Source organism: Ensifer sp. LC11 (assembly GCF_001695835.1).
Classification (GTDB): Bacteria; Pseudomonadota; Alphaproteobacteria; order Rhizobiales; family Rhizobiaceae; genus Ensifer.
The window spans coordinates 143,951-158,407 of record NZ_MBSO01000073.1 but is presented as its reverse complement, the minus strand read 5'-3'; the positions used below and the strand labels follow the sequence as shown (position 1 = coordinate 158,407).

Below are 14,457 nucleotides of genomic sequence, written 5' to 3'. Positions count from 1 at the left end.
CTACAAGGGTTTTCGCGGCTTTTCGCGGGACCATGCTTCGATAGGGGCGGTGATGACCAGAGGTCGCGCCGTGGCATTCAGGGAGAATTTGAACGATGGCTGAGCATCATTCTGGACCGGTCGATGTGGGCGCTCCGATGGACTATCCGGAACACGAGAAGACCTACCTCATGTTCCTGAGCGCATCGAAGTACGGCACGCTTTTCTGCGTCGCCCTGCTGATCGCCATGGCTGCCGGCTTCTTCACCACGATGGGCTTGTTCTCCTCGATCATCCTTTTCATTCTGCTCAACGTCGCGGGTTTCTTCTTCCTGCGCTAATCAGCGTCATCGGACTGATTGCCGAGGAGCTTCGACGCTTCCTCGGCGACCGGGCGCGAGCCCGGACGAAGTGGCATGCTGTCGACTGGAGGCGTCGACGCTGCGCAGCACTTCAATATGCTACAGCAACCATTGTGCATCCAATTGGGCGCCCGGCGCTGTAGAGCCTAGAGATCTCCATGCCCCGGGCATTCTATGCATCGGGACGTGTTTCCTCACTGCGTGAGGGGGAGTGGAAAACAGACCCGCGATGCCGAGTGAGAACCGGCGTCGAATAGCCTGCGGTTCGAATAGCCTGGGGTGTCTGTTTCCAGAATATATGTGCCTGGCACCCCGGTGCCACGCATATGGGGGTGTGCAGGCTCGATGGGCCGCGCGCTTTGCAGTCGGAGAGAATGCCCGCATTCCGGCCTTGGCTCGATTGCGGCCAAGGAGGGGGATTTGTGAGCGAGATTGTCTTTGTCGCCAAGGAAACGGACCCGAACGAGGGTCGCGTTGCCGCATCACCGGATACCGTGAAAAAACTAAAAGGTCTCGGCTTCGATGTCGTCATCGAGGCAGGCGCCGGGTTTCTGTCGCGCATTCCGGACGCAGAATTCGAGAAGGCGGGAGCCCGCATCGGCACGATTGCCGACGCCAAGACGGCGGATGTCGTCCTGAAGGTCCGCCGGCCGACGAGCGCCGAGATTGCCGGTTACAAATCCGGGGCGATCGTCATCGCCATCATGGATCCCTACGGCAACGAGGCGGCGATCGCCGAAATGGCGAATGCCGGGCTCACCGCCTTTGCGATGGAACTGATGCCGCGCATCACCCGCGCGCAATCGATGGACGTGCTGTCGAGCCAGGCGAACCTCGCCGGCTACCAGGCGGTGATCGATGCGGCCTGCGAATATGACCGGGCGCTGCCGATGATGATGACCGCGGCCGGTACGGTTCCGGCCGCCAAGGTTTTCGTCATGGGTGCGGGTGTTGCTGGTCTCCAGGCGATTGCGACCGCCCGTCGTCTCGGCGCCGTTGTTTCGGCAACCGATGTGCGGCCGGCCGCCAAGGAACAGGTCGCCTCGCTCGGCGCCAAGTTCATCGCCGTCGAGGACGAGGAGTTCAAGGCGGCCGAAACAGCTGGCGGCTACGCCAAGGAAATGTCCAAGGAGTATCAGGCCAAGCAAGCGGCACTCGTCGCCGAGCACATCGCCAAACAGGACATCGTCATCACCACGGCGCTCATCCCCGGCCGTCCGGCGCCGCGGCTCGTCACCCGTGACATGCTGAAAAACATGAAGCCCGGTTCGATTGCGGTCGATCTCGCGGTCGAACGTGGCGGCAACGTCGAGGGTGCAGAGCCCGGCAAGGTTGCCGAGGTCGAGGGCGTCAAGGTCATTGGCCATCTGAACGTTCCGGGCCGCATCGCCGCTTCCGCCTCCGGTCTCTATGCCAAGAACCTCGTCACCTTCCTCGAGACCATGGTGTCCAAGGAAACCAAGGCGCTTGCGCTCAACATGGAGGACGAACTCGTCAAGGCGACGGCGCTCACCCATGGCGGTCAAGTGGTGCATCCGAACTTCGGCGCCAGCAAGGGGGACAAGTGATGGCGAATGAACTTCTCGACAAGGCGCTCGCCGATCTCGACCGGGCGGTAGAAGCGGTCCGAACCGCTGCCGAATACGTGCCGGACGCGGCCGGTGCCGTCGCCCATGGTGCCACCGGTGGCGCGATCGACCCCTTCGTTTTCCGCCTGGCGATCTTCGTGCTGGCGATCTTCGTCGGCTACTACGTGGTCTGGTCGGTGACGCCGGCGCTGCACACGCCGCTGATGGCGGTCACCAACGCGATCTCCTCGGTCATCGTCGTCGGCGCGCTGCTCGCCGTCGGCATTTCGGCTTCAGGGCTTGCGACCGGTTTCGGTTTCGTCGCGCTGGTGCTGGCCGCCGTCAACATCTTCGGCGGCTTCCTCGTCACCCAGCGCATGCTCGCCATGTACAAGAAAAAAGACAAGTGAGGCCGGCCTGATGAACGCTAACTTCGCAGCCTTCCTCTATCTCGTCTCCGGCGTCCTGTTTGTCATGGCGCTGCGTGGCCTGTCGCATCCAACCACCAGCCGCAAGGGTAACACCTACGGCATGGTCGGCATGGGCATCGCCATCGTCACGACGCTGCTGCTTGCCAAGCCAAGCTTCGGCGGGCTGATGCTGATCGTGCTTGGCCTCGCCATCGGCGGCGGCGCAGGTGCCGTTATCGCCCGGCGCATCGCCATGACCTCGATGCCGCAGCTTGTCGCCGCCTTCCACTCGCTCGTCGGTCTGGCGGCGGTGATGGTCGCGGCCGCGGCGATGTATGCGCCGGAGAGCTTCGGCATTGGCGCCGTCGGTGACATCCACGCCCAGGCGCTGGTCGAAATGTCGCTTGGCGTCGCCATCGGCGCCGTCACCTTCACCGGTTCGGTCATCGCCTTCCTCAAGCTCGACGGCCGCATGTCCGGCAAGCCGATCCTGCTTGCGGGGCGCCACGTCATCAATGCCGGTCTCGCAGCGGCGCTGATCGCGTTGGTGATCATGCTTGTCTTCACCCAGAGCACGACCGTGTTCTGGCTGATCGTTGCTCTGTCGCTGGCGCTCGGCGTGCTGATCATCATCCCGATCGGCGGCGCCGACATGCCGGTGGTCGTGTCGATGCTCAACTCCTACTCGGGTTGGGCCGCAGCCGGCATCGGCTTCACGCTTGGCAACCTCGCGCTGATCATCACCGGTGCGCTCGTCGGCTCTTCCGGTGCGATCCTCTCCTACATCATGTGCAAGGGCATGAATCGCTCGTTCATCTCGGTCATCCTCGGCGGCTTTGGCGGCGAGACTGCGGTGGCCGGCGGCGACGACGGCGTCCAGCGCACGGTCAAGCAGGGCGCTGCCGACGATGCGGCGTTCCTGATGTCGAATGCCTCCAAGGTGATCATCGTTCCGGGCTACGGCATGGCCGTCGCCCAGGCACAGCATGCCCTGCGCGAGCTTGGCGACCAGCTGAAGGCGGCAGGCGTCGACGTGAAATACGCGATCCACCCGGTCGCCGGCCGTATGCCCGGTCACATGAACGTGCTGCTCGCGGAAGCGAACGTGCCCTACGACGAAGTGTTCGAACTCGAGGACATCAACTCGGAGTTCGCCCAGGCGGATGTCGCCTATGTCATCGGCGCCAACGACGTCACCAACCCGGCAGCCCGCGACGACCCGTCGTCGCCGATCTATGGCATGCCGATCCTCGATGTCGACAAGGCCAAGACCTGCCTGTTCGTCAAGCGCTCGCTCGGCTCGGGTTACGCCGGCATCGACAACACGCTGTTCTACAAGGACGGCACGATGATGCTGCTCGGCGATGCCAAGAAGGTGACGGAAGACATTGTCAAGGCGCTGCACGCCTAAGGCTCAGGCCATAATCCGATCGAAAACGCCCGCCTTTCGGCGGGCGTTTTGCGTTGGAAGGCATTTACGCACGCTATGTACGCTTACGCTACGCATCCCGGAAGAAGCTCTGTGTTCTCCCGGAATTGATTAGCCGGCCGGAGCCAGCGTCAACTGATCGATACCGACGGCGACGTTCAGGCCTTCCTGCACCTGGACATTGACCGGCTGCAGCATGAAGGCCTTGTTGGTGCCACCACCGATCACCTTGGCGCCACCGCCGACAGCCAGGCTCGCATCGGCGCCAACGCCGTAGTATTCGCCTGCAAGCGCAAACTCGCTGATCGGCGTTCCTGTCTTGGCAAAAACGTCCCAGACCATCGTGCTCTTGCCGGTCTTGCCGATGTCGATGCCGATCTTGCGGATCGTGCCGGCGTAGACGGCCTTCGGTCCACCGTTGGTGGGCGTGAAGGTGCACATCAGATTTTTCGTCGAGGTGACAATCATGCCGGTGCCGCCTTCCGAACCACAGACGAGGCGACCGAGGGCTACGTAATTCTGCGCAGCGGTGGGGCCGGTGGCGAGCGCGGCAAGCGCCAGTGCCGTGACGAGGGTTCGTTTGATCATGGCTCAGTCTCCGTTCTTAACGCTTCAGGCAAACGAACGGACGCCAGGAAGGTTCCGCCGTTGCGGAGTGATTAGGCGCGGGCACACGCAAACGAAAACGCCCGCGAAGTGTTCGCGGGCGTTCGGAAAATAGGATTGGGGAGCCTTACGACGCCTTGACGCGGGCAAGACCGGCGCGCGCCGGCTCGTATTTCGGATCGAGCTGCAGCGCATGCGAATAGGACTTCGATGCCTTGGCCTTGTCGCCCTTGCGCTCGTAGATCAGCGCCTGGTTGGCCCAGGATTCAGCGACCTTGCCGTTGAGGTTGATCGCGGTGTTGAAGTCCGAGAAGGCGTTGTCGTCGTCGCCCTGGGCGACATAGGAGATGCCGCGGCCGTTGTAGGGCTCCGGTGAGCTCGGCGACAGCGAGATCGCGGTCGAGAAGTCTTCGATCGCCTGGCCGTGCTGATTGCGCGCCTGATAGATCAGGCCACGATTGTGGTAGGCGCGCGGATCGGTCGTGTCGAGCTGGATCGCCTTGTTGAAGTCATTGAAGGCGGAATCGAGCTGGCCGGCCTGGCGATAGAGATTGCCGCGGCCGATATAGGCGACGTCATAGTTGGCGTTGAGCTGCAGCGCCATGTTGTAATCGGCAAGGGCTGCCTGGGTGTTGCCCATGTTGCGATGAACGAGCGCCCGGTTGGCATAGGCCTGATAGAAACGCGGGTTCAGCTGGATCGCCTGATCGAAGTCGGCAATGGCGCGGCGATATTCTCCGGCGCGGCCGTAGGCCGAGCCGCGGACATTGTAACCTTCGGGATCGCTCGGGTTGGAGGCGATGACGCTCGAGAGCGAGGCGATGTTCTCCTGCGAACCCTGTTCGCGCTCGACCCTATTGGTCACGGAGTCGGGGCCGTCGGTCGTGCAGCCCGCCAGAAGAAGGGCCGAGCCGAGGATCAGCATTGCGGCAAGCCTCGGCTTGCGCTGGTGGCGGCGAGACGCCTCATGGGCAGTGAAACCGGAGACGTCCGCAGTCATGGCAGCAAGTGTCAAAGGTTGATCCCTCAAATCGACAAGGTCTCGAAAGCCGTTGGCTTTCCGTTCCCGGAACCCCGAAACTCCCCGCGGGCTCCGCAGCCGGGCCTGTTCAGGCTCCAGCAGACCACCGGCCAAACACTCCGGTCGGTCGTCCGCCGGTGGCAGCGTCGAGCACGCTAGCCTGTCGGCGGAAAAGATGTCCATACCAAAAAAAGGCGGTGGCGATATTTCGCCCCCGCCACGACTTACATCGAATAGCGTCGAAAAAACGACAAATCAGCGGGCCAGGAGGCCTTCGCGCTGTGCACGCTTGCGTGCCAGCTTGCGGACGCGGCGAACGGCTTCGGCCTTTTCGCGGGCGCGCTTCTGGGACGGCTTTTCGTAGTAATCACGCATCTTCATTTCGCGGAAAATGCCTTCGCGCTGCATCTTCTTCTTGAGAGCGCGGAGCGCCTGATCGACATTGTTATCGCGGACAAGTACCTGCACGTGAATCCCGTTCCTTGGTTCGAGTTGTTTGCATCTCCGTCAGGTGCCGGAGGCAAAAGAATAACATTCGCTAAGCTGGAAGCTTTACGATTAGACGAGCGGATACCAGATCGCTCAATGAAAGTCCAGCGACGACATGAGGAGGCGCTGAAAAATCCTCAGTTGCGGGCGCTGCGGCGGTTCCGCCTTGCCGGGTAACCGATCCGTAGCCATGTCGCAACTGCGCGCAAGTCCACGCAATTGCGTCGCAAAAGAAACGTTGCGCGGGCGTCGGATTTGCGATTTCTAACGCCAACGAGAATGATCACCGGGGTTCATGGAGTTTAAGGCCAATGCGCAAATACTCAGTTTTCGCCGTGGCGCGCGAGGCGCTGCGCGGCCACAAGGGATGGGGCCCGCACTGGGCGTCGCCGGAGCCGCGCAAGGAATACGACGTGATCATCATCGGTGGCGGCGGCCACGGCCTGGGTGCAGCCTATTACCTCGCCAAGGAGCATGGCATGACCAACGTCGCCGTGCTCGAAAAGGGCTGGATCGGCGGCGGTAATACCGGCCGCAACACAACGATCATCCGGTCCAACTATCTCTATGAAGAGAGCATGGACATCTACGAGCATTCGCTGAAGCTCTGGGAAAACCTGTCGCAGGATCTGAACTACAACGTCATGTACTCGCCGCGCGGCGTCATGATGCTGTCGCACAACATCCATGACCAGCAGTCGTTCAAGCGCCATATCAATGCCAACCGTCTCTACGGCATCGACAATGAATGGCTGACCCCGGAACAGGCCAAGGCCTATTGTCCGCCGCTCGATATCGCCAAGACAGCGCGCTACCCGATCAATGGCGCAGCCCTTCAACGCCGTGGCGGTACGGCGCGCCACGACGCGGTTGCCTGGGGTTACGCACGCGCCGCTTCCGACCGCGGCGTACATATCATCCAGAACTGCGAAGTCACCGGTATTCGCCGCGACGAGACCGGCCGGGTCGTCGGCGTCGACACCAACCGCGGTCATATCGGCGCCAAGAAGGTCGGCATCTCCGCCGCCGGCCACACCTCGGTGCTGATGCAGATGGCCGACGTGCGCGTGCCGCTGCAGAGCCAGCCGCTGCAGGCGCTGGTTTCCGAGCCGTTGAAGCCGATCTTCCCCTGCGTCGTCATGTCGAACTCCGTGCATGCCTATATCTCTCAGTCCGACAAGGGCGAGTTCGTCATCGGGGCCGGCACCGACCAGTACAATTCCTATTCGCAGACCGGCGGCCTGCAGATCATCACCCATACGCTTGATGCGATCTGCGAGCTCTTCCCGATGTTCCGCCGCGTCAAGATGATGCGCCAGTGGGGCGGCATCGTCGATGTCACCCAGGACCGCTCGCCGATCCAGGGCGTCACGCCGGTGCCCGGCCTGTTCCTGAATGCCGGCTGGGGTACGGGCGGCTTCAAGGCGACGCCGGGTTCGGCCAACCTGTTCGCCCATCTGATCGCCAAGGGCGAGCCGCATCGTCTGGCCGCAGGGCTGACGCTGGAGCGCTTCCGTACCGGCCGGCTCATCGACGAGGCGGCTGCCGCCGCCGTTGCGCACTGAGGATTTCGAGATGCTTCTGATCTATTGCCCCTATTGCGAGGAAGAGCGCTCCGAGCTCGAATTCCGCGGCGCCGGCGACGCCCATATCGCCCGTCCGGAGAACATTGCCGACATCACCGACGAAGAGTTCGAGGAATACTTCTTCCTCCGTCAGAACCCGAAAGGTCTGATCTTCGAGCGTTGGCGCCATATCCATGGCTGCGGCCGTTTCTTCAACGCCGCCCGCGACACGGTCAGCGACCGCTTCTACACCACCTACAAGGCCGGCGAGCCCAAGCCTGATATCGCCGCCATTCTTCAGAGCGAGCAGGACAAGGGAGCCGCGAAATGATGGGCGCCAATCGCATTCCAGGTGTCGGCCGCCTGACACCGGCCCGCACCGCGCGCTTCACCTTCGACGGCCGCACGTTGACGGCGCTTGAAGGCGACACCGTCGCCTCGGCGCTGCTTGCCAACGGCATTCACCTCGTCGGTCGCTCATTCAAGTATCACCGCCCGCGCGGCATTCTCTCGGCCGGCGCGGAGGAGCCAAACGCGCTTATGGACGTGTCGCGCGATGCCGCCCGCCGCCAACCGAACGTGCGCGCCACGGTGCAGGAAGTCTTCGATGGCATGAAGGTGGAATCGCAGAACCGCTGGCCGTCGCTCGCCTTCGACGTCGGTGGTTTCAACGATCTCCTGTCGCCGTTCTTCGCCGCCGGCTTCTACTACAAAACCTTCATGTGGCCGAAGGCCGCCTGGCATGCGATCTATGAACCGTTCATCCGTCGTGCGGCCGGCCTCGGCGTCGCCCCGACGGAAGCCGATCCGGACCACTATGCCAGCCGCTACGCCCATTGCGACGTCCTCGTCATTGGTGCCGGCGTCGCTGGCCTCTCGGCGGCCCTTGCCGCGGCCAAGGCCGGCGCCAAGGTGATCATCTGCGATGAGCAGCCGGAAGTCGGTGGTGCGCTGCGCTATGAGAGCGGCACGACGATCGATGGCAAAGACGGCTGGGACTGGGCGCAGGAAACCGCCAAGGCGCTCTCCGCCATGGACAATGTCACGCTGCTGACGCGCACCACCGGCTTCGGTTACTACAACCACAATTTCGTCGGCCTGGTCGAACGGGTGACCGATCACCTCGCGGCGCTCGACAAGTCACTGCCGCGCGAGCGGCTGTGGCAGGTGCGGGCCAAGAAGGTGATCCTCGCCAACGGCCAGATCGAGCGGCATATGGTGTTCGCCAACAACGACCGTCCGGGCATCATGCTCGCCTCGGCTGGCCGCACCTATCTCAACCACTTCGGCGTCTCGGTCGGCTCGAAGGTCGGCGTCTACACCGCCCATGACTCGGCCTATGAGGCCGCCTTCGACCTGAAGCGCGCCGGCGTGTCGGTGGCTGCGATCGTCGACTGCCGCGAAAATCCGGGCGAGGCCGTTCTTGCCGAAGCGCGCAAGCTCGGCATCGAGGTGCTGACCGGGCACTCGGTGATCAAGGCCGGCGGCAAGCTGCGGGTCAATTCGATCAGTGTTGCCCGAAACGGCGGCGGTTCGGCGCGCAAGATCGCCGTCGACGCACTGCTGGTCTCGGCTGGCTGGACGCCGTCGGTACACCTGTTCTCGCAGTCGCGCGGCAAGGTGAAGTTCGATGCGGCGACCCAGCGCTTCCTGCCTGGCACCTATCTGCAGGATTGCCTGTCGATCGGCGCCTGCAACGGCACCGACGACCTGCAGGCAACGATCGACGAGGCGCTTGCCGCCGGCGAATTGACGGCACGCGCTGCCGGTGCCGAAGGCGGAGCGCAGGTGGCGCTTTCGGGCGAAAACCGCTTCGGCTGGACCGGCGGCATGATCGGTGCTGCGGAAGGCGCTGGACCGGACACGACCGTCAAGGCGTTCATCGACTTCCAGCACGACGTCTGCGCCAAGGACATTCGTCTGGCGGTGCGCGAAGGTATGCACTCGATCGAGCATATCAAGCGCTTCACCACCAACGGCATGGCGTCCGACCAGGGCAAGCTTTCCAACATGCATGGCCTCGCCATCGCTGCGGAAGCGCTCGGCAAGGACATCCCGCAGGTGGGCCTTACCACCTTCCGCCAGCCCTATACGCCGGTGACGTTCGGCACGATCGTCAACCACTCGCGTGGGGCGCTCTTCGATCCGGCGCGCAAGACGCCTATCCATGCCTGGGAGGAGGCGCATGGCGCCGAGTTCGAGGATGTCGGCAACTGGAAGCGCGCCTGGTTCTACCCGAAGGCGGGCGAAGGCATGCACGAGGCGGTTGGGCGCGAGTGCAAGACGGTGCGTGACGTCGCGGGCGTCTTTGATGCTTCGACGCTCGGCAAGATCGAGGTCGTCGGCCCGGATGCGGCCCAGTTCCTCAATCTCATGTACACCAACGCCTGGGACAACCTGAAGCCTGGCCGCTGCCGCTACGGCATCATGCTGCGCGACGACGGCTTCGTCTATGACGATGGCGTGGTTGGTCGCCTGGCAGAGGACCGCTTCCACGTGACGACGACGACCGGCGGTGCGCCGCGCGTCATGAACCACATGGAAGACTATCTGCAGACCGAGTTCCCGCACCTGAAGGTGTGGCTGACCTCGACGACGGAACAATGGGCCGTCATCGCCGTTCAGGGGCCGAAGGCGCGCGAGATCATCGCGCCGCTGGTCGAAGGCATCGACCTTTCCAACGAGGCCTTCCCGCATATGAGCGTTGCCGAGGGCAAGATCTGCGGCGTGCCGACAAGGCTCTTCCGTATGTCGTTCACCGGCGAACTCGGCTTCGAAGTCAACGTGCCTGCCGATTATGGCCAGGCGGTCTGGGAAGCAATCTGGGCACGGGCCGAGCCGATGGGCGCCTGCGCCTATGGCACGGAAACCATGCACGTGTTGCGCGCCGAGAAGGGCTACATCATCGTCGGTCAGGATACCGATGGGACGCTGACGCCTGATGACGCCGGCCTTTCCTGGGCGGTCTCCAAGAAGAAGCCCGACTTCGTCGGCATCCGCGGCCTCAAGCGCCCGGATCTCGTCAAGGACGGCCGCAAGCAGCTCGTCGGTCTTTTGACCAAGGATCCCAAGGTGGTGCTGGAGGAAGGCGCGCAGATCGTCGCCGATCCGAACCAGCCGAAGCCAATGACCATGCTTGGACACGTGACGTCGTCCTACTGGTCGGAAAACTGCGGTCGCTCGATCGCGCTGGCCACGGTTGCCGGTGGCCGCGAGCGCCTGGGACAGACGCTCTACGTGCCGATGACCGATCGCACCATCGCCGTCGAAGTGAGCGACATGGTGTTCTTTGACAAGGAAGGGGGCCGCCTCCATGGCTGACCAGGTTACTGCAAGCCGCAGGGCGGCGCTCACCTCGCGCGGCGGCTCGGCCGAGGCGATCCTGACACCGGCACCGGCGGCAACGCGCATGTCGTTGCGCGCGGGCGCCGATGCTCTGCCGGCGCTCTCGGCAGCGCTCGGCGTCACGCTGCCAACGCGGCCGAAGACCTCGGCCTCGTCAGGCCAGCGCCATGCGCTGTGGATCGGTCCCGACGAGTGGCTGGTGATCGACGAGAGCGAGGCCGACCTGATGGCGGCGGCTGCCTCGAGCGGCACGCTGCATTCGGCGGTCGACATCTCGCATCGCAACGTTGCCGTCATCGTCAGCGGTCCGGGCGCGGACGTGGCTGTTAACAGCGGCTGCCCGCAGGATCTGTCGCTGCCGATCTTTCCGGTTGGCGCCTGCTCGCGCACGATCCTCGGCAAGGCGGAGATCGTTCTGTTGCGCATGGCTGAGGATCAGTTCCGCGTCGAATGCTGGCGGTCGTTCTCGCCCTTCGTCTTCGGGCTGCTGTCCGAAGGGGCGGCCGACGCCGGCCATTGATGAGATTGGGGAGATGCCAGGCAGGCGTCTCCCCAACGTCCTTCAGAAGTGCAAGTACCAGTAGAGCGCGATCTCGCGGGTGCCAGGCGTCAGGGCGGCATAGAGATGGCGATCGTAACCGGCGAGCTCGAAACCGTAGCGCTCGTAGAACCGGCAGGCCGCGACATTGTTCGACTGCGTTTCAAGTCGCATCCCCGGCAGGTCGTGCTCCTTCGCCCATGATACCGCCCGGTCCATGAGTGCTTTGGCCACGCCCGCGCGGCGAGCGTCTCTGTCGACCGCGATATCGTCGACCTCGGCAAGCCCGTTCCACGCCTTCGACAGCGCGATGTAGCCGGCAAACCTGCCGTCAACGCGTGCGGCAAACAGGGCAGCGTCCGGCTCCGCGGCAGCGTCCGTCAGCTCTTGCGGATCGGCTTCGTAGGTCTTGGTGTAGGCTTCGACCGCCCCGACGGCACCAAGACCGGGGCCGATGAAGGGCGGCAGCGCTTCGCACGTCACGTCGAAGGAAAAGTCGCAACCGGCAAAATCAGCGGCAAAACGGTCGTCGGCTGGCTCGATGGTCACGGTAGTGGTCATGGGGTTCACCCGGCGGCGCGAGGCTCACGCATCTGCCGGCCGGTCCTTGGGGTCGAACTGGATGATCGTCTGCCACGTGGCCGTCAGCGCCGGCTTGCGTTCGCCTTCGATCTCGACGCTGACGTCGTAAGTGATCATCAGCATGCTGGCTCCGCGGAAGCGCGCATCGGCCATCACGAAATGGCCGCGCACCTTGGCGCCGCTTTTCACCGGCGCGATGAAGCGTACCTTCTCGAAGCCGTAGTTGATGCCCATGGTCTGTTCGCGGATCTTCGGCAGGCAATTGTAGTTCATGGCCGAAAGCAGCGAGAGCGACAGGAAGCCATGCGCAATCGTGCCGCCAAAGGGCGTTTCCGCGGCGGCGCGCACCGGATCGACGTGGATGTACTGGTAGTCGCTGGTCGCTTCGGCGAACTTGTCGATCGTTTCCTGTGTGACCGTGATCCAGTCGGAAACGCCGACTTCCTTGCCGACCAGTACCTTGATCTCAGAAAGTGAAATGTCCTGCAGCATGTGAACGCCCTAAAACAAGCCCCCCGAACGATCTATAGGCCGGCCCGGTGCAACCTGCAAGTGGTGGAAAAGCTTTAGAAAAATTCGACAACGAAGGTGACGGACCGCGGCGCGACATGGTCCGGAATGGCAGGTCCTGCCAGCACGTCCTGCCACTTTCCGTCGATGCTGTCAGGAAGTCTGACGGGGTGGGGTGCGTGGCTGCGGTTGATGACGACGGCAAGGCGCGTCGCCCGCTTCTGCACGCGGTCACGGGTGGCGAGCACCATCATCAGATTGTCCGTTGCCGGATGCTCCCAATCGCCTGTCGTCATGGGATGTCCGTCCAGCCGCCGCCAATCGACATCGCCGTTTCCGCTCAGGAACGTGCTCTCATCAAAAACACTGAAGCGACTGCGCATTGCTGACAGGGCAGCAGTGTGGGCAACGATCTCTTCGTCCATTGCTTTCCAGTCGAGCCAGGTGATGGCGTTGTCCTGACAATAGGCGTTGTTGTTGCCCTGCTGGCAGCGTCCGCCTTCGTCGCCGGCCGTCAGCATGATCGTTCCGCGGGTGGCAAACAGCGTGCCAAGCAGCGCCATCGCGTCGTGGCGGCGAGCGGTGAGGATTTCCGGATCGGTCGTCGGACCTTCCGCACCATTGTTCCAGGAGTGGTTTTCGTTGTGGCCGTCGCGGTTCTCCTCGCCGTTGGCCTCGTTGTGCTTGCCGGCATAGGAAACGAGGTCGGCAAGCGTGAAGCCGTCATGGGCGGCGATGAAGTTGACGGTCCGCGTCCCGCTCTCGCCCCAGCGGGAAAAACTGTTCGACGAGCCGGCAACGGCCGTCGCCAGCGCGCCGATCGCATGACGGTCGCCCCGCCAGTAGATGCGGATGTCGTCGCGGGCACGGTCGTTCCATTCGAGGAAGGGGGAGGGGAAGTTGCCGAGCTGGTAGCCGCCAGGACCGATATCCCAGGGCTCGGCGACGAGCACGCGGTCGGCAAGCAGCGGATCGGCTGATATCGCCTGGAAGAGCCGGGCATCGCGATGGAAGCCGCCCATGTCGCGGCCGAGGATCGAGGCAAGGTCGAAGCGGAAGCCATCGACCCCGGCGGCATGCACGAAATGGTGGAGGCTGTCGAGGATCAGCGCCTCGACCACCGGATGATCGCAGGCGATCGTATTGCCGCAGCCGGTATCGTTGATCAGTTCGCCCGGCCGGTCGGTCACGTGACGATAATAGGTCAGATTGTCGAGTCCGCGCATCGACAGCGTCGTGCCGAAGCGGTCGCTTTCGCCGGAGTGATTGAAGACGAGATCGAGGATGACGCCGATGCCGGCCTTGCGCAGTGTTTCGACGGTCTTGCGTAGTTCCTTGATGCCACCGGGCACCAGGCGCGGATCGAGCGCCATGGGCGCGATCGGATTGTAGCCCCAGCCGTTCTTGAGCCCGAGCGGCGGCAGATGGCGCTCGTCGATCCAGGCGACGATCGGCATCAGTTCGATCGCCGAGACACCCAAGCGCTTGAGATGCTCGATGATCACGGGCTCGGCCAGTGCTGCCACCGTGCCGCGCTTGGCCTCAGGCACATCCGGATGCTGGATGGTGAAAGGCTTGACGGCGATCTCGTAGATGAGGCCACCGGCGCGAAACAGTGGCGCCTTCGGCTTGACTGTCTTCACTTCCGTCACGATTGCCTTTGGCACGAGATCGGCGGTGTCTTCGTCGAAGATCGTCAGGCGCGGATCATGGCGGAACGGCCGGTCAAGTTCGATGGCATAGGGGTCGACCAGCAGCTTGGACGGGTCGAACCAGAGCCCATGGTCGGGTGAATAGACGCCATCGGCACGAAATCCGTAGCGCGTTCCTTTCGGGGCATCGGCGAGCGTCAGGCTATGCACGTCGCCATTGCGCACCATCGGCAGCTGCCGCACTTGCCTGGCACCTGATTTGTCGAAGAGGCAGAGATCGACGCGTGCGGCGTTGCGCGACCAGACCGCAAAGCGCGTGCCTTCGGAGGTGATGGTGGCACCGAGAGGTGGATTTCCGATCGTCGGCATGAAGGCGGCCCTCTTCGTGGTGTCGAAGTCGT

14 protein-coding genes are annotated in these 14,457 nt (G+C 63.4%); 8 read left to right on the top strand and 6 right to left on the bottom strand.

From position 1 onward, the window contains the following. The first annotated feature begins 95 nt into the window (after nt 1-95). From BBX50_RS28910 to BBX50_RS28895, 4 genes are all read left to right on the top strand, one after another. Nucleotides 96-320 (top strand): aa3-type cytochrome c oxidase subunit IV, encoded by a 225-nt coding sequence (locus tag BBX50_RS28910; protein ID WP_065778723.1) that lies wholly within the window; start codon nt 96-98, stop codon nt 318-320. 443 nt (nt 321-763) lie between these two features. After that, the gene (locus BBX50_RS28905) at nt 764-1,909 is read left to right on the top strand and encodes a Re/Si-specific NAD(P)(+) transhydrogenase subunit alpha (RefSeq protein ID WP_065778722.1); all 1,146 of its coding nucleotides are present in this window, start codon (nt 764-766) and stop codon (nt 1,907-1,909) included. Continuing rightward, nucleotides 1,909-2,319 (top strand): NAD(P) transhydrogenase subunit alpha, encoded by a 411-nt coding sequence (locus BBX50_RS28900; RefSeq protein ID WP_057254587.1) that lies wholly within the window; start codon nt 1,909-1,911, stop codon nt 2,317-2,319. The genes BBX50_RS28905 and BBX50_RS28900 overlap by 1 nt, the downstream gene beginning before the upstream one ends. A gap of 10 nt (nt 2,320-2,329) precedes the next feature. Then, complete coding sequence (locus BBX50_RS28895; protein WP_065778721.1) at nt 2,330-3,730, top strand: NAD(P)(+) transhydrogenase (Re/Si-specific) subunit beta; 1,401 nt, start codon at nt 2,330-2,332, stop codon at nt 3,728-3,730. 129 nt (nt 3,731-3,859) lie between these two features. Here BBX50_RS28895 and BBX50_RS28890 read toward each other — a convergent pair whose 3' ends face one another. From BBX50_RS28890 to rpsU, 3 genes are all read right to left on the bottom strand, one after another. Then, a complete protein-coding gene (locus tag BBX50_RS28890) occupies nt 3,860-4,336 on the bottom strand; it encodes a DUF992 domain-containing protein (RefSeq protein WP_065778720.1) in 477 nt (158 codons plus the stop codon). Between the two features lie 145 nt (nt 4,337-4,481). After that, nucleotides 4,482-5,369 (bottom strand): tetratricopeptide repeat protein, encoded by an 888-nt coding sequence (locus BBX50_RS28885; RefSeq protein ID WP_065778719.1) that lies wholly within the window; start codon nt 5,367-5,369, stop codon nt 4,482-4,484. Nucleotides 5,370-5,630: 261 nt separating this feature from the next. Next, on the bottom strand, nt 5,631-5,843 hold the full coding sequence (rpsU, locus tag BBX50_RS28880) for a 30S ribosomal protein S21 (protein WP_034786884.1): 213 nt from the start codon (nt 5,841-5,843) through the stop codon (nt 5,631-5,633). Between the two features lie 332 nt (nt 5,844-6,175). Here rpsU and BBX50_RS28875 point away from each other — a divergent pair, with 332 nt between their 5' ends. Genes BBX50_RS28875 through BBX50_RS28860 form a run of 4 tightly spaced genes read left to right on the top strand, consistent with a single transcriptional unit; the run spans nt 6,176 to nt 11,294 of the window. Next, entirely contained in the window at nt 6,176-7,429 is a 1,254-nt protein-coding gene (locus tag BBX50_RS28875; protein ID WP_065778718.1) for a sarcosine oxidase subunit beta family protein, read from the top strand. A gap of 10 nt (nt 7,430-7,439) precedes the next feature. Then, on the top strand, nt 7,440-7,760 hold the full coding sequence (locus tag BBX50_RS28870; protein ID WP_065778717.1) for a sarcosine oxidase subunit delta: 321 nt from the start codon (nt 7,440-7,442) through the stop codon (nt 7,758-7,760). Further along, entirely contained in the window at nt 7,757-10,750 is a 2,994-nt protein-coding gene (locus BBX50_RS28865; RefSeq protein WP_065778716.1) for a sarcosine oxidase subunit alpha, read from the top strand. The genes BBX50_RS28870 and BBX50_RS28865 overlap by 4 nt, the downstream gene beginning before the upstream one ends. Then, a complete protein-coding gene (locus tag BBX50_RS28860) occupies nt 10,743-11,294 on the top strand; it encodes a sarcosine oxidase subunit gamma (RefSeq protein WP_065778715.1) in 552 nt (183 codons plus the stop codon). The genes BBX50_RS28865 and BBX50_RS28860 overlap by 8 nt, the downstream gene beginning before the upstream one ends. A gap of 42 nt (nt 11,295-11,336) precedes the next feature. Here BBX50_RS28860 and BBX50_RS28855 read toward each other — a convergent pair whose 3' ends face one another. The 3 genes from BBX50_RS28855 to glgX all read right to left on the bottom strand — a co-directional run bounded on the left by BBX50_RS28855 (nt 11,337) and on the right by glgX (nt 14,425). Further along, the gene (locus tag BBX50_RS28855) at nt 11,337-11,873 is read right to left on the bottom strand and encodes a GNAT family N-acetyltransferase (protein ID WP_083213854.1); all 537 of its coding nucleotides are present in this window, start codon (nt 11,871-11,873) and stop codon (nt 11,337-11,339) included. A 24-nt stretch (nt 11,874-11,897) separates the two neighbouring features. Beyond that, a complete protein-coding gene (locus BBX50_RS28850) occupies nt 11,898-12,386 on the bottom strand; it encodes a MaoC family dehydratase (protein WP_057254595.1) in 489 nt (162 codons plus the stop codon). Between the two features lie 74 nt (nt 12,387-12,460). Further along, on the bottom strand, nt 12,461-14,425 hold the full coding sequence (gene glgX, locus BBX50_RS28845; protein WP_065778713.1) for a glycogen debranching protein GlgX: 1,965 nt from the start codon (nt 14,423-14,425) through the stop codon (nt 12,461-12,463). Between the last annotated feature and the right edge of the window lie 32 nt (nt 14,426-14,457).